This window comes from Pseudomonas kielensis (genome assembly GCF_014236655.1).
Lineage (GTDB): Bacteria > Pseudomonadota > Gammaproteobacteria > Pseudomonadales > Pseudomonadaceae > Aquipseudomonas > Aquipseudomonas kielensis.
In genome coordinates this window covers 1-21,020 of the sequence record NZ_JACMYG010000015.1, presented here as the reverse complement: position 1 = coordinate 21,020, position 21,020 = coordinate 1, and the positions used below count along the sequence as shown (strand labels likewise).

Here is a 21,020-nt window from a genome sequence, read left to right as displayed (position 1 = left end):
CCCATCGGCGGCGCCTGATACTCCGCGATCGCTGGCAAGCCAGCCCACATGAGTCAGCTGAGCGGCATTCACCGCTCAGCTTCCGGCGGTCCGTTTCAGGGCAGAACGGAGTAGATGATCGCAGACAGTGCAATCAGGCCGATCAAAACCACGAACACGTTCGACACCTGGCCCGAATACTGGCGCAGAGAGGGCACGCGCCGGATCGCATACATCGGCATCAGGAACAGCAGGCACGCGATGACCGGCCCGCCAAGGGTTTCGATCATGCCCAGGATGCTCGGGTTGAAGGTCGCCACGGCCCAGCAGCTGAGGATCATGAACAGTGCGGTGGCACGGTTCAGCCAGTTGGCCGACATCACCCGGCCACGACCGCGCAGGCTCTTGACGATCAGGCCCTGGAAACCTTCACTGGCGCCGATGTAGTGGCCCAGGAAGGATTTGGTGATCGCCACCAGCGCAATCAACGGCGCGGCGTAGGCGATGACTGGGGTCTGGAAGTGGTTGGCCAGGTACGACAGGATCGAGATGTTCTGCGCCTTGGCAGCCGCCAGGTCAGCGGGGGACAGGGCCAGCACGCAACTGAAGCAGAAGAACATCACCGTCAGCACCATCATGCTGTGGGCGACCGCGAGAATGCCGCTGCTTTTCGCCTCGGCCTGGGCACCGTAGCGGCGCTTCTGGTCGACGGCGAAGGCCGAGATGATCGGTGAGTGGTTGAACGAGAACACCATCACCGGGATCGCCAGCCACAGGGTCTTGAAGAACTCCGGCAGCGGCATGCCTTCACCGGCGGAGGCGAAGAACGCACCGTTCCAGTTCGGGATCAGGCTCAGGGCCAGCAACAGCAGCGCGGCGACAAACGGGTACACCAGCACGCTCATGGCCTTGACGATCACGCCCTGGCCGCACCGCACGATCGCCATCAGGCCGAGAATCAGCACCAGCGACAACACCGCCCGTGGTGGTGGGGTGATCTGCAATTGGTGTTCCATGAAGCTGCCCAGGGTGTTGGTCAACGCCACGCTGTAGACCAGCAGGATCGGGAAGATAGCGAAGAAGTACAGCAGGGTGATCAGCTTGCCGGCACCGACGCCGAAGTGTTCTTCCACCACCTCGGTGATGTCACCGGAGCGCCCGGACAGGACAAAGCGGGTCAGGCCTCGGTGGGCGAAGAAGGTCATCGGGAAAGCCAGCACCGCCAGTACCAGCAACGGCCAGAAACCGCCGACGCCGGCATTGATCGGCAGGAACAGGGTGCCCGCACCGATGGCCGTGCCGTACAGGCCGAGCATCCAGGTGCTGTCGTGTTTGCTCCAGCCTTTGTCGGCCGTTTGCGTTGTGTGGGTCAGATCTACAGCGGGGTTTTCGGCAGCAGGTGTACGTACATCGGTCATCGTTTTGGCCTCGTTATTATTTTTGCTCGGGCTCACGTGTTACGGGCGGCAGGGAATGCTCCTCAGCATTCCACCCAGCTGACAGCCAGGCCGCCCCGTGAAGTCTCTTTGTATTTGTCATGCATGTCGGCGCCGGTATCGCGCATGGTGCGGATCACCCGGTCGAGGGAGATGAAGTGTTTCCCGTCGCCGCGCAGGGCCATTTGGGTCGCGTTGATCGCCTTCACCGCCGCAATGGCATTGCGCTCGATGCACGGCACCTGGACCAGCCCGCCGACCGGGTCGCAGGTCAGGCCCAGGTTGTGCTCCAGGCCGATCTCGGCGGCGTTCTCCAATTGCTCGGGCGTGGCGCCCAGCACATCGGCCAGGCCGGCAGCGGCCATCGCGCAGGCGGAGCCGACTTCACCCTGGCAGCCGACTTCGGCACCGGAGATCGAGGCGTTCTTCTTGCACAGGATGCCCACGGCCGCGGCGGCGAGGAAAAACGCCACCACATCGTCATCCGACGCCTCGGGGTTGAACTTCATGTAGTAATGCAGCACCGCCGGAATGATCCCGGCCGCGCCGTTGGTCGGTGCGGTGACCATGCGCCCGCCGGCGGCGTTCTCTTCGTTGACGGCGAGGGCGAACAGGTTCACCCATTCCATCGCCGAAAGGGTCGAACTGATGACGTTCGGTTTGCCGATTTCCAGCAGGCTGCGGTGCAGTTTCGCCGCGCGTCGTGGCACATCCAGGCCGCCGGGCAAGATGCCTTCGTGGCGCAAGCCCTGCTCGACGCATTCGCGCATGACCGACCAGATGTGCAGCAGCCCCTGGCGAATTTCCGCATCGCTGCGCCAGGCCCGTTCATTGGCCATCATCAGCTCGGAAACCCGCAGGCCGTGCTGATTGCACAGCGACAACAGTTCGGCGGCGCTGGAAAAATCGTACGGCAACTGCACGTCATCGCCTGCCAGTGTGCCGGACTCGACCTCGGCCGCCTCGACGATAAAACCACCGCCCACCGAGTAATAGGTGTGCTCCAACAGCAGGCCGTTCTCGCCAAAGGCGCTCAACGCCATGGCGTTAGGGTGGTAGGGCAGGCTCTCATCGAGCAGCAGCAGGTCGCGCTGCCAGTCGAAAGCAATGTTCAGGCGGCCGCCAAGCAGCAGTTCGCCACTGTCGCGCAGCTGTTGGATACGTGGGCCGATACGGGTGGGGTCGATGCTGTCTGGCCATTCGCCCATCAGGCCCATGACGCAGGCGCGGTCGGTGGCGTGGCCGACGCCGGTGGCGGAAAGCGAGCCATACAGGCGGACTTCAACCCGCCAGACCTGGCCCAGCAGGCCTTGGTCGAACAGCGCCTGGACGAAGGTGGCAGCGGCGCGCATCGGGCCGACGGTGTGGGAGCTGGACGGGCCGATGCCGACCTTGAATAGATCAAAAACACTGATAGCCATGCTAAAGCCTTACAAGCAATGGAGTAGGAATCGCCGCCATTTTTTGTAGGCCAAGCGCAATGTCGGCGATACTGCCTACCTCGGTCCAGGGTGACCAACGAAACTTCCTAAGACAGGCTTTAGCAGGACTAAACGATGAGTCGTCAATTTCACGCCCAGACGTATGTCTGGCTGCATGTGTTTTCCTGTGCGGCGCGGCACCTGTCGTTTACCCGCTGTGCCGAAGAGCTGCACATCACCCCCGGGGCGGTCAGCCAGCAGATCCGCCAGTTGGAAGAGCGCCTGGGTTTCCGCCTGTTCCATCGGCGCGCCCGAGGCGTCGAATTGAGTGCCGAAGGCCAGCGCCTGGCGATCACCGTCGGCGAAGCCTATGGCAGCATCGACGCGGAATTGCGCCGACTGGACGCCGGTATGATCAGTGGCATCCTGCGGTTGCGTTCGATCCCATCTTTCCTCGGCAAATGGCTGACCCCGCGCCTGCCGCGCTTGCAGCAGCGTTACCCGGACATCCAGTTGCGCCTGGTGGCCGAGGACAGCAGCGTGGCCCTGCACGAAGGTGATTTCGACCTGGCGATCGACCTGAACGACGGCAGCTACCCGGGACTGTTATCCACAGCCCTGCTCGATGAGCAGATTTTTCCGGTCTGCGCGCCCAGCCTGTTGCGCGGGCGTCCCCCGCTGCACGGGCCGGCGGATCTGGTGCATTTTCCGTTGTTGCACGACATCACCGCCTGGCGTGGCAGCTATGAATACGCGGAATGGGAGTTCTACCTCAATGCCATCGGCTTCGACGGAGCCGATGTGCGCCGGGGGCATACGTTCAATCGCAACCACCTGACCATCGAGGCGGCGATTGCCGGCATGGGCGTGGCCATTGCCCGGCGCACGCTGCTCAATGATGAGCTGGAGCGTGGCACCCTGATCGTGCCCTTCGGCGTCGCGGTGCCCAACTACAAACGTTACGTGCTGCTCTATGCGCCGGGTGCGCTGAGCCATCCGGGCGTTCGCGCGGTGCATGACTGGCTGGTGGAAGAGGCGCAGATCTTTCGCGGCATGCACCCTTTGGGCGAGGGCAACTGTGAGTAATTGTTGCAGTGTTACCAGGCGACCCAACTCCCGACCTTAACAGCGCTTTTGCCCGTTGTCCGACTTTTTCAGCAATGAAAATTTATCTTTTTTTAGGGGTTGAATTGTTTCTCCGTCTGCCCAACTCTGTAAGTAAGAGGTCACGGTCATTCAAGAATCAACGCTACACCGGACCTCTCGCGAGCTAGCTGAAATAAGGGATGAACTATGCAAATCCAAGTCAACAGCGATAACCATATTCAAAGCAGCATCCGACTGGAGGAGTGGGTACGTACTACCATTGAGAGCACGCTCGAACGTTATGACGAAGACCTGACACGCATCGAGGTCCACCTGCGGGATGAGAACGGCGATAAACCCGGTCCACACGATATGCGCTGCCAGCTTGAAGCGCGGCCAAAAGGCCATCAACCGGTATCCGTGACTCATAAAGCCGACACACTGGAACAGGCAATCGAAGGGGCGGCCACCAAGCTTGAACACGCGCTGGAGCATCTGTTTGGCAAACTGCGCGGCAAACGCGCAACGGTGACCCCAATCCAATCGGGAGCCCACGCCGACGCGCTGCTGGAAGAAGAATTTCTCGAGAACGAGCAGGCCGCGCTCAATAGCTGATGCCTGATACACCTTTACCACCCCAATGAAAACGGGCCTGCAGATGCAGGCCCGTTTTGTTTTGGGGCCTGTGTGTCGCCGCTGCGTCGCGTCCTGCGCCAGCCGCTACAACGTGCAGAGCACCACCGAGGTTGGCAGAGGGGGCCATCAAGCACTCAACGCTGACCGGGGGTGCCAAGGCTTTTTCATCAGAGTCTTTTGCACATGAGAATATTTATCATTACTATTGGCCTCCGTTGACCCTGCGTTGGCATGGACCGCGCGCAGATTTCTCTTCGTTTCAAGGTCGAAACATGAAAAGCCTCCCCGTTTCCTATCGTCTGGCCGTCACCTCGCGGGTGCTGGCCGCGCTGTTTGGCGGATACCTCCTCGCAACACTGGCCAGTATCTGCATGAGCCTGTGGCTGCCCATGGCCCGCGCCGAAGCCGTGGTCAGCGGCATGATGACCTCCTTCCTGGTGTACCTGGTGGCCGTGCTCTGGTGTTTTGCCAGTCGTAGCGCCTGGCAGGCGTGGTTTGGTCTGTTGCTGCCCGGCGTGGTGCTGGCGGCGTTCGGTGGCCTGGGTTACTGGTTGGGGCAATCATGAAAGAGGGCTTGCGTCAGGCCATGGCCTGGTTGCACACCTGGACCGGATTGATCTTCGGCTGGATGCTGTTCGCGATCTTCCTCACCGGCACCCTGTCGTACTTCAACGACGAGATCAGCCACTGGATGCGGCCGGAAGTGCCGGTGCGTCAGGTCAGCAGCGAAGCCAGCCTGACACTGGCGCAGCACTACCTGCAGCAGCACGCCGCCGGTGCCGGGCGTTGGGTCATCAGCCTGCCGAGCGCGCGTGACCCCGGCCTGTCGGTGTCCTGGCAGATGCCGGGTAACGAGGGCCGACGCGGCCCGCGTGAGCAACGCCAACTCGACCCGCTCAGTGGCGAGGTGCTGCAGGTGCGCGATACCCGCGGCGGCGACTTCTTCTATCGCTTCCATTTCCAGTTGCAGATGCCCCATCCCTGGGGGCGCTGGTTATCCACCAGTGCAGCGATGCTGATGCTGGTGGCGTTGATCACCGGGATCATCACCCACAAGAAAATCTTCAAGGACTTCTTCACCTTCCGTCCGCGCAAGGGCCAGCGCTCCTGGCTCGACGGGCACAACGCGGTGGGGGTACTGGTGCTGCCGTTTCACCTGATGATCACCTACAGCAGCCTGGTGATCTTCATGTACATGGTGATGCCGGCGAGCATCCTGGTGGCTTACCAGGGCGATACCGACGGCTTCTTCAGCGAGCTGTTCCCCGCGTCCGAGTCGCCCAAGGCCCAGGGCCAGCCCGGGCAATTGCTGGCGTTGGCGCCCTTTGTCGAGCGCGCTCGCGAGCAGTGGGGCGGCGGTCAGGTGAGTCTGGTGACGGTGAGCCATCCGGGCGATATCAAGGCCACGGTGAATGTGATGCGCAGCAGCGCTGACCGGGTGATGCATGAGTTCGGCAGTGCCGTGGCGTTCGACGGGGTCAGCGGCGCGTTTCTCACGGCCGATCCGGCACGCCCGGCGCCGATGGTCATTGCGGGTGGTTTCTACGGGTTGCACCTGGGGCATTTTGCCGGGCCGACCCTGCGCTGGCTGTACTTCATCTGTGGCTTGGCCGGTACCGCGATGATCGGCACCGGGCTGGTGATCTGGCTGGGCAAGCGCCAGTTGAAACATGCCAGGAGCGGGGTGATGCCGTTCGAGTTGCGGCTGGTGGAGGTGCTCAACATCGCCAGCATGTCGGGGCTGCTGATCGCGGTGGCGGTGTTCTTCTGCGCCAACCGCCTGTTGCCGGAGAGCCTGGCCGGGCGTGGCGAGTGGGAGGTGAACTGCTTTTTCATCACCTGGGGCTTGAGCCTGGTCCATGCCCTGGTGCGCCGTGGTCGCGCCGCCTGGATCGAGCAACTGGCCCTGGCCGCCGGGTTGTTCTGTGTCGTGCCGCTGCTGGACGCCCTGAGCAGCGAGCAGTCGTTGCGCGTGCTGCTGGCGCAAGGCGACTGGACTCGCCTGGGCTTTGACCTGACGTGCCTTTGCAGTGGTGTGTTTCTCGCCTGGGCGGCGTGGAAGATGCAGCGTGCCGGCCAGCTCAGCGGCAAAACCCCGGCGCGTGCGGTGCGTGCGCCGAATGTGGCATCCAACGTCGAGGTGAACTGAGTGCTGCTGCCCGTATTGCTGAGCTACAGCGGATTTACCGCATTGTGCCTGTCGATGGACCGCCATCATCGCGACCTGCTCGCCCGCACCCCGACGGCGCGTGTGCGGCGGCTGTTGCAGCTGTGCGGCTGGTCGCTGTTGGGGCTGTCATTGGCGGCGGCCGTCCTGGCCACCGGCTGGAGCCTGGGCCTGGTGCAGTGGTGCGCGGCCCTGATGGCCAGCGCCCTGCTGCTGGTCTGGTTGCTGCCCTATCGGCCGCGCCTGGTGATGCTCATGGCGGCCCTCGGGCTGCTGTTCAGCCCGCTGGTCGCGTTGGCGCTGGGGTAGGCGAGTCGAGCCGGATGATCAGCATACCCCCTGAACCACAGAAGGCCGACGGCAGTGACAGCCCGAGCGGCCGCGCACATTTTCTCCAGGTGTTCTTGTCCCAGCGCTCGCAGATGGAGGCCTTGGTCAGTCGGCGGGTGGGGTGTCGGGCGACGGCGGCCGACCTGGTGCAGGACCTGTTCCTGCGGTTCTGGCGGCGGCCGTTGGTGCAGGTCGAGGAACTCAGCACGTATTTGCTGCGCTGCGCCGGCAACATCGCCATCGATCACCTGCGCAGCGAAGACGCCCGGGGCCGGCTGAGCGAAGGCTGGCTGCCGGAACAACAGGACACGCTTGGCGTGGAGCCCCAAGCGGCACTCGAAGCCGGCAATGACTTGCGCCATGTCGAGGCTGCGCTGCGCAGTTTGCCCGAGCGCACCCGGCAGATCTTTTTGCTCAACCGCATCCACGGCCGCAAGTACGCCGACATTGCCAAGGTCATGGGCTTGTCCCAGAGTGCCGTGGAAAAACATATGATGCGCGCGCTCCAAGCCTGCAAGGACAGTCTGCGGGACCCCGAATCACGTCCGCCAGGGAAAGCCCCGTGAACCACGACACTCGCGTCCTGCCGACGCCCGCTCAGGAACAGGCCGCGCTGGCCTGGCTGAGCCTGCTGCACGATCAGCCGAGCAGTGGCGATCAAGCAACCTTCAGCCATTGGCTGCAGGCCGACCCTGCCCACGCCGAGGCCTATGCCCAGGCCCAGGTGATCTGGGAGCTCAGCGAAGTGCCCGCCCGCACCCTGGCCGACGAAGATGCCTTGGCCTTGCAGGGCTACTTGAATGCAATGAACCGCGCGCGGCGTTCCAGCGTGCGGCGCTGGTCGGGTGGGCTGGCGCTGGCCGCCAGCCTGCTGCTGATGGTGTCGATGGGCGCGGGCTGGCAGCCGTCGCGCTGGTTCGATGACCTGGGCGCCGACTATGTCTCGGCGCCGGGGCAAGTGCGCAGCGTGACCCTGGCCGATCAATCGGTGATTACCCTGGATGCCGACAGCGCCATTGCCGTGGATTTCAGCGGAGGTGAGCGGCACGTCGAGGTACGCCGGGGGGCGGCGTTTTTCAGCGTGAGCCACACTGGCGAACCCTTTGTGGTCGATGCCAACCGAGGCGAGGCGCGGGTCCTGGGCACTCAGTTCGAAGTGCGCCTGCAACCCATGGGCGCGCAGGTCAGCGTGCTCTCGGGACGGGTCGGCGTCACCCCGGCCAAAGGTGCCGAGCAGCAGGTGCTGGGCGCCGACCAGCAAGTGGCCTACAGCGCCGGCCATGCCCGTGCCCTGCAAGCGATCGATGCGCAGGCGCAACTGGCCTGGCGCCAGGGCTGGCTGAATTACTACAAGGCGCCTTTGGCGGATGTGGTGCAGGACCTGCGGCGTTATTACCCGGGGCGAATCCTCCTGCTCAACGATGAGCTGGGCGCGCGTCGCATCAGCGGCAGCTTTCCCAGCCACGACCCGCAAGCCGTCCTGGCGTCGTTGCAAGAGGTGCTGGGTTTTCAGCAGAACCACCTGGGCAACCTGATCATCCTGCGCTGAAGGCCAAACGATTTCCGTAGCCGTCCGTAGCAGAGGGCGGGGTATGCAAATATTTTTGCGGATCAGGTGAGGTAAACCCGAGCGCCATCCGTGTAGTGATGAAAGTGCGAATTGTTCGCATCGGTTGCGTTACTACACATGGGTCCAAGCAATGAAGTCCAGGGCAAGTTCGGTGGCAGGCGGTTCGGTCAAACAGTGGTTCGCAGGCTCGGTCCTGGCGGTGGTGGCAGTGTCAGCGCTGAACGTGGCCCAGGCCGCGCAGCCCAGTGAGCAGCACACAGGTCAGTTTCGCTTCGATATCGCCGCCAAACCCTTGCCTCAGGCCCTGAGCGATTTCAGCCGGGTGACCGGCATCAGCGTGGTCTACACCGATGAAGCGCCCTACGGCGTGACGGCGCCGGCCATCAGTGGGCAGATGAGTGCCGAGCAAGCCATGCAGCGGCTGTTGAGCGGGTCGGCAATGACGTTCCGCCAGACCGATGGTCATACCCTGGTCCTGGAACCCATGCCCAGTGCTGGCGTCTTGAACCTGGGGGCGACCACCATCACCTCGGTGCAGGACGCCTCGCTGAGCTACCAGCCGCCGGCGACCACCTCGATTGCGCGCTCCTCGGCCACGCTGCAGGAAATCCCCCAGACCATCAACGTGGTCGCGGCCCAGGTCCTGCGTGACCAGGCGCCGCGCAACCTCGACGATGCCCTGGCCAATGTCAGCGGCATCACCCAGGGCAATACCCTGGGCAGCACCCAGGACTCGGTGATGACCCGCGGGTTTGGTGACAACCGCAACGGTTCGATCATGCGCGACGGCATGCCGATCGTGCAGGGCCGTGGTTTGAATGCTTCGGTGGATCGGGTCGAGGTGCTGAAGGGACCAGCCTCCTTGCTGTACGGAATCCAGGACCCGGGCGGCGTGGTGAACATGGTCAGCAAGCAACCCCAGGTGCAGGCCTACAACGCCCTGACCGCGCGCGGCTCAAGCTACGGCGCCGGCAAGAACGGCAGCGGCGCCAGCCTGGACAGCACCGGCGCACTGGGGGAGTCCGGCCTGGCCTATCGGTTGGTGCTGGACCACGAAGACGAAGATTACTGGCGCAATTTCGGCACCCACCGCGAGAGCCTGATCGCGCCGTCCCTGGCCTGGTACGGCGACAGCACCACGTTGAAATTCGCCTACGAGCACCGCGAATTCCTCTCGCCATTCGACCGTGGCACGGCCATCGACCCACTGACCAATCACCCGCTGGACATTCCGGCACAGCGCCGTCTGGACGAGCCGTTCAATCACATGGAGGGGCGCTCGGACCTCTATCGCGTTGAAGCCGATCACCAGCTCAATGACAACTGGAGCGCCCACTTCGGCTACAGCTGGAACCGCGAAACCTACGATGCCAGCCAGGTCCGCATCACCGCGATCGACCCGGCGAAGGGCACGCTGACCCGCAACATGGACGGCACCCAGGGCGCCCTCAGCACCGACCGCTTCACCACCGTCAGCCTGCAGGGCCAGGTCGAGCTGGCCGGCATGCAACATGACCTGGTGCTGGGGGTGGATGACGAGTACCGCAAGATCTACCGCGCCGACCTGATCCGACAGAAAAGCCAGGCCCCGTCGTTCAGCTACCTCGACCCGGTCTATGGCCGTGAAGTGGCGGGTACCACCGTCAGCGCCGCGGACAGCGCGCAGACAGACCTGCTGCGCAGCGACTCGGTGTTCCTGCAGGACTCGATTCACCTCAACGAACAGTGGATCCTCGTCGCCGGGGGGCGCTTCCAGGAGTACGACCAGTACGCCGGCAAGGGGCGTCCGTTCAAGGCCAACACCGACACCAACGGCCAGAAGTGGGTACCCCGCGCCGGCCTGGTGTATCGCTACAGCGATGCGCTGTCGTTCTACGGCAGCTACACCGAATCCTTCAAACCCAACTCCACCATTGCCCCGCTCAGTGGCAGCAGCACAGTGCTTGATGGCAGCGTGGCGCCGGAAGAGGCCAAGTCCTGGGAGCTGGGGGCCAAGCTCGTTCTGCCGGGGCTCATCACCGGCAATATCGCGCTGTTCGACATCAAGAAGCGCAACGTGCTGGTGGCCAACGCCGAGGGGCCGGTGACGATTTACAGTGCGGCGGGCGAGGTTCGCTCCCGGGGGCTGGAAATGGACCTGAGCGGGCAGTTGAGCGAGCGCTGGAGCCTGATCGGCAGCTATGCCTACACCGATGCCGAGGTCACCGAAGACCCGACCTACCAGGGCAAAAAATTGCAGAACGTGGCCCGCAACAGCGGATCACTGTCGGCGGTCTACGACTTCGGCAGCCTGATCGGTGGCGATCAACTGCGCGTCGGCGCTGGCGCGCGCTATGTCGGCGAACGGGCGGGTAATGCGGTGAACGACTTTGACCTGCCGGGCTACACCGTGGCGGACGCCTTCGCCACCTACGACACCCGGCTCGACGGGCAGAAGGTCAAGTTCCAGCTCAACGTGAAGAACCTTTTCGACCGCACCTACTACACCTCGGCGGCCAGCCGCTTTTTTGTCTCGATGGGTGATTCGCGCCAGGTGTCGTTGTCCAGCACGCTCGAATTCTGAGTGATGCGCTAAGCCTGGAACGCCTGGCGGTAGTCGCCGGGCGTGCCGTGCATGGCCTGGCGGAAGCGGTTGGTGAAGTGGCTGGCGCTGGCAAAACCGCAGGCCAGGGCAATCTCGCCCAAGGGGTGCCGGGTGCTGCGCAGCAGATACCGGGCCTGTGCCAGGCGGCGGGCCAGCAGGTATTGATGGGGCGGCAGGCCGAAGCTTTCACGGAACATCCGGGCGAAGTGGTACTCCGACAGCGCACACAGGGCCGCCAGTTGGCCAAGGCTGATGGACTGCTCCAGATGACTGTCGATGTACTCCACCAGGAGGCGTCGCTGATGGGCGGCCAGACCGCCCTTGAGTCGCAGCCCCTGACGCAGGCCAACTTGGTTGAGCAGGGTGTGGCTGAGCATTTCGTGGGCCAGGCTGCTGGTCAGCAGGCGCTCGCCGGGTTCATCCCAGTTCAAGGCGATCAGTTGGTGAAAGCGTCGGGCCTGCAACGGGTCGTCGAGAAAGGTGCCTTCGCGCAGGTGCAGCGCACGGGGTTCGCGGTCGAGCAGGGTGACGCAGCCGAGGGCGAACTGCTCTTGGCTGAAATACAGGTGGGCCAGGCGGATTTCACCGTTGATCACCCAGGCTGACTGATGTTCGGCGGGCAGCACGCAGAGTTTGTTCGGGCCGCCGGTGGTGCCGGGCTGTTCGCGGCGGAAGGTCCCGGTACCGCCGGCCAGGTAGCAGGACAGGGTGTGATGCCCCGGGGCCTGGTAATCCTGGGCGTCGTGGTAGTTGCTCCACAGGGCTGCAGCCATGCCGTCACCGAGCTCGGCGCTGTGCTCGAGACGAGCATGGGGCGAGCGGTTGAGGGCTTGAAAGACTTGCAGGGTTTCCAGTGCGGGCATGATCGTTTCTCCAACGCCTTGCATCCTACTCCGTCGGCCTGTGCGTGCCAGCCCGGCACCGGACAAAAGCGCAAGTTTATGCAAGCGCGCCATGCGACGGCGGCACAGACTGGAGGCCATCTTCAGGAGTTGCCGTCATGAACCTCTCGCTATACCTGCTGACTGTGCTGATCTGGGGCACCACCTGGATTGCCTTGAAACTGCAATTGGGGGTCGTGGCCATACCGGTGTCGATTGTCTATCGTTTTGGCCTGGCCGCCCTGGTGTTGTTTGTGATTCTGCTGCTCAGTCGCAAGCTGCAGGTGATGAGCCGGCGCGGGCACCTGATCTGCGTGGCCCAGGGCCTGTGCCTGTTCTGCATCAACTTCATGTGCTTCCTCTATGCCAGCCAGTGGATCCCCAGCGGCCTGGTCGCCGTGGTGTTCTCCACGGCGACGCTATGGAATGCCTTGAATGCACGGGTGTTCTTCGGCCAGAAAATCGCCCGCAACGTACTGATGGGCGGGGCGCTGGGCCTGGGCGGGTTGGGGTTGTTGTTCTGGCCGGAGCTGGCGGGTCACACGGCCAGCCCGCAGACGCTGCTGGGGCTGGGCCTGGCGTTGCTTGGCACGCTGTGTTTTTCGGCGGGCAACATGCTCTCCAGCCTGCAACAGAAAGCCGGCCTCAAGCCCCTGACCACCAACGCCTGGGGCATGGCCTATGGGGCGGCAATGCTGTCGCTGTACTGCCTGGTCCAGGGCATTCCCTTCGACATGGAATGGAATAGCCGCTACATCGGGTCGCTGCTGTACCTGGTCATTCCGGGTTCGGTGATCGGCTTCACCGCTTACCTGACGCTGGTCGGGCGCATGGGACCGGAGCGTGCCGCTTACTGCACCGTGTTGTTTCCGGTGGTGGCGTTGAACGTCTCGGCGTTCGTCGAAGGTTATCAGTGGACCGCGCCGGCCCTGGCCGGGTTGGTGTTGGTCATGCTGGGCAACCTGCTGGTGTTTCGCAAACCCGCTGTGCGTATTAACCAGGCCAAAGCGGGTCTGGCGTGAGGAGGGCAGAGTGTTAGTTCTCATTCTCCAGCGTCAGGTAGATTAACGCGGGGAACATATACTCGAGGTTACTACGGGCCCAATCGAAAGCGTTTCGGTTAGTGGAGTATTCCATGTCGAACCATTCGTTGAGAATGATGATGTACATGACGTAGTAAACAGTAATGGCCGTGGTCAATCCGACGACGGCCATCTTTTTTGCTCCGCGGAACTCCTTATGGCTGGCAGTGAGTTTTCGGTAAAGTTGGTAGGTTCCGACCAGGCAACATAACGTAAAGATGGTTTCCAGGGTGATGATCGTCCAGTAGAAACGATGATGGAATAACTTTGACTTTACCGCCCTGTAGCGTCGTGATTCGTTGCCTTCGGTGGTGCTCATGCTGAGGATGTCGCCAATGTATTCATAGTAGGCCGTATAGTCGGTGTAGTTATTGACAAGGGTAAATATCCCGAATACGCCGGCCATTAGTACAACGAGTACTTTGCTGCGCCGAATCGCACAAGTGGTGGTGAGTTTTATCATGCGCGCTATCTCCGAGTGTGAGCCGCGTTTAATGCGCTGTTTTGTATTGATCGAAGTTTATAACGCGCGCGCGAAAGTTTGTCGCGAGCCGAAGTTGCAACTTTTGTCGCTTGATGTTGTATGGCAGTCAGTTAGTTGTAGTGGCGGATCTAACTCATCCGCGTATTGCCCATGAAGTGGGCGGCACGTGCCCAGTGGCGTGCCGCCAGTCCATCATCCTTGCCACACCTGCGGGTTGACCAGGTCTTGCGGCCGTTCGCCCAGCAAGGCGCTGCGCAAATTGGCCAGGGCGCGGTTGGCCATGGCCTCGCGGGTTTCGTGAGTGGCGGAGCCGATGTGCGGCAAGGTCACCGCGTTTTTCAGGGCAAACAGAGGCGACTGCGCCAGCGGTTCCTTTTCATAGACGTCCAGCCCCGCACCGCGGATCCGGTTGTCCTGCAGGGCCTCGATCAGTGCGGCCTCATCGACCACCGGGCCGCGGGAAATATTCACCAGAATCGCGCTGGACTTCATCAGGCCCAGTTCGCGATGGCTGATCAAATGCCGGGTCTTGTCGCTGAGCGGCACCACCAGGCAGACGAAGTCGGCTTCGGCCAGCAATTGGTCGAGGCTGCGAAACTGCGCGCCCAGCACCTGTTCCAGCGCGTTCTTGCGGCTGTTGCCGCTGTACAGGATCGGCATGTTGAAGCCCAGGCGACCGCGCCGGGCGATGGCCGCGCCGATGTTGCCCATGCCGACAATGCCCAGGGTCTTGCCGTGTACATCACAACCGAACAGCGGTGCGCCGACAGTGGCCTGCCATTGTCCGGCCTTGGTCCAGGCGTCCAGTTCGGCTACCCGCCGAGCGCTGCTCATCAGCAGGGCAAAGGCCAGGTCGGCGGTGCTTTCGGTCAGCACATCCGGGGTGTTGGTGAGCATGATCCCGCGTTCGTTGAAGTAGTCCAGGTCATAGTTGTCGTAGCCCACCGACACACTGGAGACCACTTGCAACTGCCCGGCGTTTTCCAGTTGCGCCCGACCCAGCTTGCGCCCGACGCCGATCAGGCCGTGGGCGTGGGGCAGGGCTTCGTTGAATTGGGCGCTGATATCACCCTGCTTGGGGTTGGGCACGATCACGTTGAAGTCTTGTTGCAGGGACTCGACCATGGCAGGCGAGACACGGCTGAAGGCAAGGACAGTCTTTTTCATCGCAGGAAGGCTCGTCAGGCGGGGGAGAATGCCAAGCAAGCTATCATTCTTGCCGGGGTCTAGGCGAGCCCCGAGCAGCGCTGCGCCTGCTCGCGTCATCAGGTGCTGAGCCGCGCCCCACCCAGACTGCCACTGAGCTCATACGCCGTCAGTTCCGCCTGATGGGCCGCGAGGATTTCCGGCAGCGAGCCCCGCAGGTATTCCACCCAGGTCTTGATCTTGGCGTCCAGGTACTGGCGCGACGGGTAGATGGCGTACAGGTTCAGCTCCTGGGAGCGGTAGTTGGGCATCACCCGCACCAGCGTGCCGTTGCGCAACCCTTCAATCGCCGCGTACACCGGCAGCACACCCACCCCCATGCCGCTGGTGATCGCGGTTTTCATCGCGTCGGCGGAGTTCACCAGGAACGGCGAGCTGTTGATGGTGACCATTTCCTGGCCTTCGGGGCCGTCGAACAGCCATTTTTCCAGGGGAATCACCGGGCTCACCAGGCGCAGGCAGGCGTGGTTCAGCAGGTCGCTGGGCTTGTGCGCGCAGCCGTTGGCTTTGACGTAGGCCGGTGAGGCACAGACGATGCTGTAGGTGATGCCCAGGCGCTGGGAGACGAAACCGGAGTCTGGCAATTCGCTGGCGAGCACGATGGACACGTCGTAGCCCTCGTCCAGCAGGTCCGGCACGCGGTTGGCCAGGGTCAGGTCGAAGGTCACGTCGGGATGGGTCTTGCGGTAGCGCGCAATGGCGTCGATCACGAAGTGCTGGCCGATCCCGGTCATGGTGTGCACTTTCAGTTGCCCGGCCGGCCGCGCATGAGCGTCGCTGGCTTCGGCCTCGGCTTCTTCGACATAAGCCAGGATCTGCTCGCAGCGCAGCAAATAGCGTTTGCCGGCTTCGGTCAGGGCAATGCGCCGGGTGGTGCGGTTGAGCAGGCGGGTTTGCAGGTGGGCCTCAAGGTTGGAGACCGCGCGCGAGACATTGGCTGTAGTGGTATCAAGCTGCACAGCGGCGGCGGTGAAACTGCCGGCCTCGGCGACACAGCTGAAGGCGCGCATGTTTTGCAAAGTGTCCATGGGGTGCTCTCAAGGCAGATGGCAAATTGTGACACGAAGTTACAAGGTTCAGGCATTCAACCAAGGGATTATCTCGCTAACGGTAACAAAGATTCACAAGATTCCCAGCTTATCGCCGCCCAGGCCCAGCCCTAGAATTGCGCCGATTGGAAATCACCCCCTCCTCAGGAATTTGCAGCAGTGCCGCGTCGCATCAACAGAGAGTTGAAGACTCTCAGTGTCTGGGCTTTATCGTTAGCAATCAGCGGCTGCATCGGAACCGGAGGTATTGCCCCACAAGGCAAGGCACTCGATGCCAATACATTGGCCACAGACGTCGCCATCCAGAGCGCGACCCAGGATGCACACTGGCCCAGCGCCAAGTGGTGGCAGGCCTATGGCGATCCGCAGCTCAATGCCTGGGTCGATCTCGCCCTGCAGGGTAGCCCGAGCATGGCCATGGCCGCGGCGCGAGTGCGCCAGGCCCGGGCCATGGCCGGGGTGGTGGAATCCGCCGAGTCGTTGCAGGTCAACGCCGACAGCACCCTCAAGCGCCACAACTGGCCCACCGATCAGTTCTACGGCCCGGGCGAACTGGCCAACACCACCACCTGGGACAACAACGCCGCACTGGGCTTCAGCTACGCGCTGGACCTGTGGGGGCGCGAAAGCAATGCCAGCGAGCGAGCCGTCGACCTGGCCCACATGAGCGCCGCCGAAGCGCGCATGGCCCAGCTCGAACTGCAGAACAACGTGGTGCGGGCCTACATCCAGCTGTCCCTGCATTACGCCCAGCGCGACATCATTGCGGCGACCCTGGCCCAGCAACAACAGATTGTCGATCTGGCGCAAAAGCGCCTGGACGGCGGCATCGGCACCCATTTTGAAGTCAGCCAGGCGCAGACCCCGTTGCCCGAGACCCATCGCCAACTGGACGCCCTGGACGAAAGCATCGCCCTGAGCCGCAACCAGCTCGCGGCCTTGGCCGGCAAGGGCCCGGGGGAGGGCGCGCGTCTGCAGCGTCCGACCCTGGCCCTGGGGACGGCGTTGAAACTGCCGTCGGCGCTGCCGGCGCAATTGCTCGGACAACGTCCGGACGTGGTGGCCAGCCGCTGGCAGGTGGCGGCCCAGGCGCGCGGCATTGAAGTAGCGCACGCCGGTTTCTACCCCAACGTCGACCTGGTCGGCAGCCTCGGCTACATGGCCACCGGCGGTGGGGCGCTGGAGTTCCTGACCGGCAAGAAACTCAACTACAGCGTGGGGCCGGCGATCTCCCTGCCGATCTTTGACGGTGGGCGCCTGCGGGCGGAGCTGGGCGAGGCCGCGGCCGGCTATGACCTGGCCGTGGCCAAGTACAACCAGACCCTGGTCAATGCCCTCAAGGGCATTTCCGATCAGTTGATCCGCCGGGAGTCCATGGACAAGCAGCAAGCCTTCGCTACCGAGTCGGTGGCGGCCGCGCAGAAAACCTACGACATCGCGATGATCGCCTACCAGCGCGGCCTGACCGACTACCTCAACGTGCTCAACGCGCAAACCCTGCTGTTGCGCCAGCAACAGGTGCAGCAGCAGGTCCAGGCCGCGCGCCTGAGTGCCCACGCCGAACTGGTCACCGCCCTGGGGGGCGGCCTCGGTGCCGGCGCCGACAGGCCCGCCGAGCACCAGCTGCAGGCACCGCCCACCCCGGCCATTCTTTCTGCCCTCGACCACTGACAGGACACCATGACTCCCTTGCCTGCACCGCTGCGCTGGCTGTATGCCCTTGACTGGCGCCGTGGTTTTTTCGACTGGGCACGCAGCGACGGCGTGACCTGGGTGTACATCTTCAAAGTGTTGATCGCCGCGTTCCTGACCCTGTGGCTGGCCATGCGCCTGGAGTTGCCGCAACCGCGCACGGCGATGATCACCGTGTTCATTGTCATGCAACCGCAGAGCGGCCAGGTGTTCGCCAAGAGCTTCTACCGCTTCCTCGGGACCCTGGCGGGTTCGGCGGTGATGGTCGCGTTGATCGCCTTGTTCGCGCAGAACACCGAGCTGTTTCTCGGCGCTCTGGCGATCTGGGTCGGGATCTGTTCGGCGGGTGCGGCGCGTTATCGCAACTTCCGCGCCTACGGGTTTGTGCTCGCCGGCTACACCGCGGCGATGGTCGGCCTGCCTGCCCTGGCGCACCCCGAAGGGGCGTTCATGGCGGCGGTGTGGCGGGTGCTGGAAATCTCCCTGGGCATTCTCTGCGCGACCCTGGTCAGCGCCGCGATCCTCCCGCAAACCGCCAGCGCGGCGATGCGCAATGCCTTGTACCAGCGTTTCGGGGTGTTCGCCCTGTTCGTCACCGATGGCCTGCGCGGGCGCAGTCAGGCCGACAGTTTTGAGCGGCGCAACGTTGGCTTTATCGCCGAAGCCGTGGGCCTGGAAGGACTGCGCAGCGTCACGGTGTTCGAAGACCCGCACATGCGTCGGCGCAACGGCCGGCTCAGCCGCCTGAACAGCGAGTTCATGGGCATCACCACCCGCTTCAATGCCCTGCACCAGTTGCTCGAACGCCTGCGCGGCAGTGGCGCCGACCAGGTGATCGCGGCGATCAAGCCTGGCTTGCTGGACCTGGCCGAACTGCTCGACGGCTTCTCTGGCCGGGCCCTGACCCATGCCGACGCGGCACGCCTGGCGATGCAACTGGCGGACTACAAGGACGGCCTGAGGGCGCGGGTACGCAGCCTGCGCGCCAGCTTCCAGGAAAGCGCGCCAAGCGACGCCGACCAACTGGATTTTCACACCGCCTATGAGCTGCTCTATCGCTTTGTCGATGAGCTGCACAGTTATGCCCAGACCCACGCCTCGCTGGCCGATCACCGCCACGAACGCGAGCAATGGGATGAGCCCTACACCCCGAAAACCAACTGGCTGGCCTCGGCGGCCTCGGGGATCCGGGCCGCGTTCATTCTGTTGGTGCTGGGCAGCTACTGGGTCGCCACGGCCTGGCCGAGCGGCGCCACCATGACCCTGATCGCGGCCGCCACGGTGGGTCTTTCTGCGGCCACGCCGAACCCCAAGCGCATGGCCTTCCAGATGGCCTGCGGCACGTTGCTGGGGGCGTTGATCGGCTTCGTCGAAATGTTTTTCATCTTCCCCTGGATCGACGGTTTCCCCCTGCTGTGCGTGATGCTGGCGCCGGTGATCGTGCTCGGTTCGTTCCTCTCTTCACGCCCGCAATACGCCGGGGTTGGCCTGGGCTTGCTGATCTTTTTCAGCACCGGCTCGGTGCCGGACAACCTGACGATCTACAACCCCTACACCTTCATCAACGACTACATCGCCATGGTCATGGGCATGCTGGTGTGCGCGGCCGCCGGGGCGATCATTCTGCCGCCCAACAGCCGCTGGTTGTGGCGCCGCCTGGAGCAGGACCTGCGCGGGCAAGTGGTGTATGCCATCAGCGGCAAGCTCAAGGGCCTGGCGTCGAGTTTCGAAAGCAGCACCCGGGATTTGCTGCACCAGGCATACGGCCTGGCGGTCGGGCAGCCCCAGGTGCAACGGAATCTGCTGCGCTGGATGTTCGTGGTGCTGGAAGTCGGCCACGCGATCATCGAATTGCGCAAGGAACAGGCAATCCTGCCGGTGCACCCGGCCTATGCCGAAGCGCAACCCTGGCGCCAGGCGATCCGGGTCATGGGTCGCGCCCTGGTGCGGCTGTTCCTGCAACCGGGGCAGAGCAACCTGGAGCGCGCGCTGGTGGCCGTCGACCATGCCATCAGCCGGGTCCAGGCCAGCGACGAACCCTTCGCCCCGCACTTCGATACCTCGCCCCTGCGCCGGGTGAAGAGCTACCTGCATTTCATCCGCACTTCGCTGCTCGACCCGCAATCGCCGCTGGCCGCCCTGCAAGGACCTGACCATGCCCCGTGAAATCGCTTTCCATGGCGTCTACATGCCGACCATGACCCTGATGTTTTTCATCGCCGCGGTACTGGCCTGGGCGCTGGACCGGTTTCTGTCCGGGTTCGACCTGTACCGTTTTTTCTGGCATCCGGCGCTGCTGCGCCTGAGCCTGTTCATTTGCTTGTTCGGCGCCCTGGCGCTGACTGTCTACCAGTGAGACCGCTTCGATGAAAAAGCTCTTCAGCCTGCTCGCTACCCTGTTGGTGCTGGCCCTTGCGATGTGGATCGGCCGGACCCTCTGGGTGCATTACATGAACACCCCCTGGACCCGCGATGGCCGGGTGCGTGCCGACATCATCAACGTCGCCGCCGACGTCAGCGGTGAAGTGGTGGACGTACCGGTGCGCGACAACCAGTTGGTGAAAAGGGGGGACCTGCTGATGCAGATCGACCCCGAGCACTACCTGATCGCGGTCAAGCAGGCGCAAGCGCAGGTGGCCTCGCGCAAGGCCACCTGGGAGATGCGCAAGGTCAACGCCCACCGGCGCGCCGACCTCGACAACCTGGTGATCTCCCGCGAGAACCGTGACGACGCCAGCAACATCGCTGACTCGGCACTGGCGGACTACCAGCACGCCCAGGCGCAGCTGGAAGCGGCGCAACTGAACCTCAAACGCACCAAAGTGCTGGCGGCGGTGGACGGTTATGTCACCAACCTCAACGTGCATCGCGGCGACTACGCGCGTATCGGCGAGCCGAAAATGGCGGTGGTCGACATGAACTCGTTCTGGGTCTACGGCTTCTTCGAAGAAACCAAACTGCCCCGGGTGCGCGTCGGCGATCAGGCCGACATGCAGTTGATGAGCGGAGAAGTGCTCAAGGGTCATGTGGAAAGCATTTCCCGCGGCATCTACGACCGCGACAACCCCGAAAGCCGTGAACTGATCGCCGACGTCAACCCGACCTTCAACTGGGTGCGCCTGGCACAACGGGTGCCGGTACGGATTCACATCGACGAAGTCCCGGACGGGGTGCTGCTGGCGGCGGGGATTACCTGCACGGTGGTGGTCAAGCAGACGCCGTGAGGTTGCTGGCTTGCGATATCGCGGCGTAGGTATCTACACAACTGTGGTGCGACGTTGCACCTGTGGGCCTCTGGGGTGTTGGATTCGACCGGGTACATATCCATTTCTGCGGTAACGGCCACCTATGGTTCCGCTCTTACAGCGGCTCACTTTTGAGAGCCGGAATGCCGGCCCAGCCAAAAGTAAGCAAAAC

The 21,020-nt window shown here is 63.3% G+C and carries 19 protein-coding genes; 13 read left to right on the top strand and 6 right to left on the bottom strand.

The window, feature by feature from the left end; translation table 11 throughout:
* Nucleotides 1-95: 95 nt before the first annotated feature.
* Both H7995_RS15555 and H7995_RS15550 read right to left on the bottom strand, forming a co-directional pair.
* Entirely contained in the window at nucleotides 96-1,397 is a 1,302-nt protein-coding gene (locus H7995_RS15555; RefSeq protein ID WP_166588710.1) for a serine/threonine transporter, read from the bottom strand.
* A 62-nt stretch (nucleotides 1,398-1,459) separates the two neighbouring features.
* On the bottom strand, nucleotides 1,460-2,836 hold the full coding sequence (locus H7995_RS15550) for an L-serine ammonia-lyase (protein WP_166588709.1): 1,377 nt from the start codon (nucleotides 2,834-2,836) through the stop codon (nucleotides 1,460-1,462).
* A gap of 135 nt (nucleotides 2,837-2,971) precedes the next feature.
* Here H7995_RS15550 and H7995_RS15545 point away from each other — a divergent pair, with 135 nt between their 5' ends.
* The 8 genes from H7995_RS15545 (at nucleotide 2,972) to H7995_RS15510 (ending at nucleotide 11,188) form a co-directional block, all read left to right on the top strand.
* A complete protein-coding gene (locus H7995_RS15545; protein ID WP_166588708.1) occupies nucleotides 2,972-3,922 on the top strand; it encodes a LysR substrate-binding domain-containing protein in 951 nt (316 codons plus the stop codon).
* Nucleotides 3,923-4,129: 207 nt separating this feature from the next.
* Nucleotides 4,130-4,537 (top strand): HPF/RaiA family ribosome-associated protein, encoded by a 408-nt coding sequence (locus H7995_RS15540; protein ID WP_166588707.1) that lies wholly within the window; start codon nucleotides 4,130-4,132, stop codon nucleotides 4,535-4,537.
* A 293-nt stretch (nucleotides 4,538-4,830) separates the two neighbouring features.
* A complete protein-coding gene (locus tag H7995_RS15535; RefSeq protein WP_166588706.1) occupies nucleotides 4,831-5,124 on the top strand; it encodes a DUF3649 domain-containing protein in 294 nt (97 codons plus the stop codon).
* Entirely contained in the window at nucleotides 5,121-6,707 is a 1,587-nt protein-coding gene (locus H7995_RS15530) for a PepSY-associated TM helix domain-containing protein (protein WP_185818577.1), read from the top strand. The genes H7995_RS15535 and H7995_RS15530 overlap by 4 nt, the downstream gene beginning before the upstream one ends.
* A complete protein-coding gene (locus H7995_RS15525; RefSeq protein ID WP_166588704.1) occupies nucleotides 6,708-7,034 on the top strand; it encodes a DUF3325 domain-containing protein in 327 nt (108 codons plus the stop codon). It begins immediately after the preceding gene.
* Nucleotides 7,035-7,048: 14 nt separating this feature from the next.
* Complete coding sequence (locus tag H7995_RS15520) at nucleotides 7,049-7,621, top strand: RNA polymerase sigma factor (RefSeq protein WP_185818576.1); 573 nt, start codon at nucleotides 7,049-7,051, stop codon at nucleotides 7,619-7,621.
* A complete protein-coding gene (locus H7995_RS15515) occupies nucleotides 7,618-8,604 on the top strand; it encodes a FecR domain-containing protein (protein ID WP_185818575.1) in 987 nt (328 codons plus the stop codon). Before H7995_RS15520 ends, H7995_RS15515 begins: the two co-directional genes overlap by 4 nt.
* A 151-nt stretch (nucleotides 8,605-8,755) precedes the next feature.
* The gene (locus H7995_RS15510) at nucleotides 8,756-11,188 is read left to right on the top strand and encodes a TonB-dependent siderophore receptor (RefSeq protein ID WP_185818574.1); all 2,433 of its coding nucleotides are present in this window, start codon (nucleotides 8,756-8,758) and stop codon (nucleotides 11,186-11,188) included.
* An 8-nt stretch (nucleotides 11,189-11,196) separates the two neighbouring features.
* Here the strand turns inward: H7995_RS15510 and H7995_RS15505 are convergent, their stop codons facing one another.
* The gene (locus H7995_RS15505) at nucleotides 11,197-12,072 is read right to left on the bottom strand and encodes an AraC family transcriptional regulator (RefSeq protein ID WP_166588700.1); all 876 of its coding nucleotides are present in this window, start codon (nucleotides 12,070-12,072) and stop codon (nucleotides 11,197-11,199) included.
* 137 nt (nucleotides 12,073-12,209) lie between these two features.
* Between H7995_RS15505 and H7995_RS15500 the strand changes: the two genes are divergently transcribed.
* Nucleotides 12,210-13,112: a DMT family transporter gene (locus tag H7995_RS15500; protein WP_185818573.1), complete on the top strand. Its 903-nt coding sequence runs from the start codon at nucleotides 12,210-12,212 to the stop codon at nucleotides 13,110-13,112.
* Between the two features lie 13 nt (nucleotides 13,113-13,125).
* Here H7995_RS15500 and H7995_RS15495 read toward each other — a convergent pair whose 3' ends face one another.
* The 3 genes from H7995_RS15495 to H7995_RS15485 form a co-directional block, all read right to left on the bottom strand.
* Entirely contained in the window at nucleotides 13,126-13,635 is a 510-nt protein-coding gene (locus H7995_RS15495; RefSeq protein WP_166588698.1) for a DUF2165 domain-containing protein, read from the bottom strand.
* A 213-nt stretch (nucleotides 13,636-13,848) separates the two neighbouring features.
* Nucleotides 13,849-14,823, bottom strand: a complete 975-nt coding sequence (locus H7995_RS15490) for a 2-hydroxyacid dehydrogenase (RefSeq protein WP_185818572.1) — start codon at nucleotides 14,821-14,823, stop codon at nucleotides 13,849-13,851.
* A gap of 98 nt (nucleotides 14,824-14,921) precedes the next feature.
* A complete protein-coding gene (locus H7995_RS15485) occupies nucleotides 14,922-15,890 on the bottom strand; it encodes a LysR family transcriptional regulator (protein WP_166588696.1) in 969 nt (322 codons plus the stop codon).
* Nucleotides 15,891-16,070: 180 nt separating this feature from the next.
* On the opposite strand from H7995_RS15485, the gene H7995_RS15480 reads away from it, so the two are divergent.
* Genes H7995_RS15480 through H7995_RS15465 form a run of 4 tightly spaced genes read left to right on the top strand, consistent with a single transcriptional unit; the run spans nucleotide 16,071 to nucleotide 20,827 of the window.
* Entirely contained in the window at nucleotides 16,071-17,582 is a 1,512-nt protein-coding gene (locus H7995_RS15480; protein WP_182343577.1) for an efflux transporter outer membrane subunit, read from the top strand.
* Between the two features lie 9 nt (nucleotides 17,583-17,591).
* Nucleotides 17,592-19,769 carry an FUSC family protein gene (locus H7995_RS15475; RefSeq protein ID WP_182343579.1) on the top strand — a complete coding sequence of 726 codons (2,178 nt, stop codon included), beginning with the start codon at nucleotides 17,592-17,594 and terminating at the stop codon, nucleotides 19,767-19,769.
* Nucleotides 19,759-19,959: a DUF1656 domain-containing protein gene (locus H7995_RS15470; RefSeq protein WP_185818571.1), complete on the top strand. Its 201-nt coding sequence runs from the start codon at nucleotides 19,759-19,761 to the stop codon at nucleotides 19,957-19,959. The genes H7995_RS15475 and H7995_RS15470 overlap by 11 nt, the downstream gene beginning before the upstream one ends.
* Nucleotides 19,960-19,969: 10 nt before the next feature.
* Nucleotides 19,970-20,827: an efflux RND transporter periplasmic adaptor subunit gene (locus H7995_RS15465; RefSeq protein WP_182343581.1), complete on the top strand. Its 858-nt coding sequence runs from the start codon at nucleotides 19,970-19,972 to the stop codon at nucleotides 20,825-20,827.
* The last annotated feature ends 193 nt before the right edge of the window (nucleotides 20,828-21,020 follow it).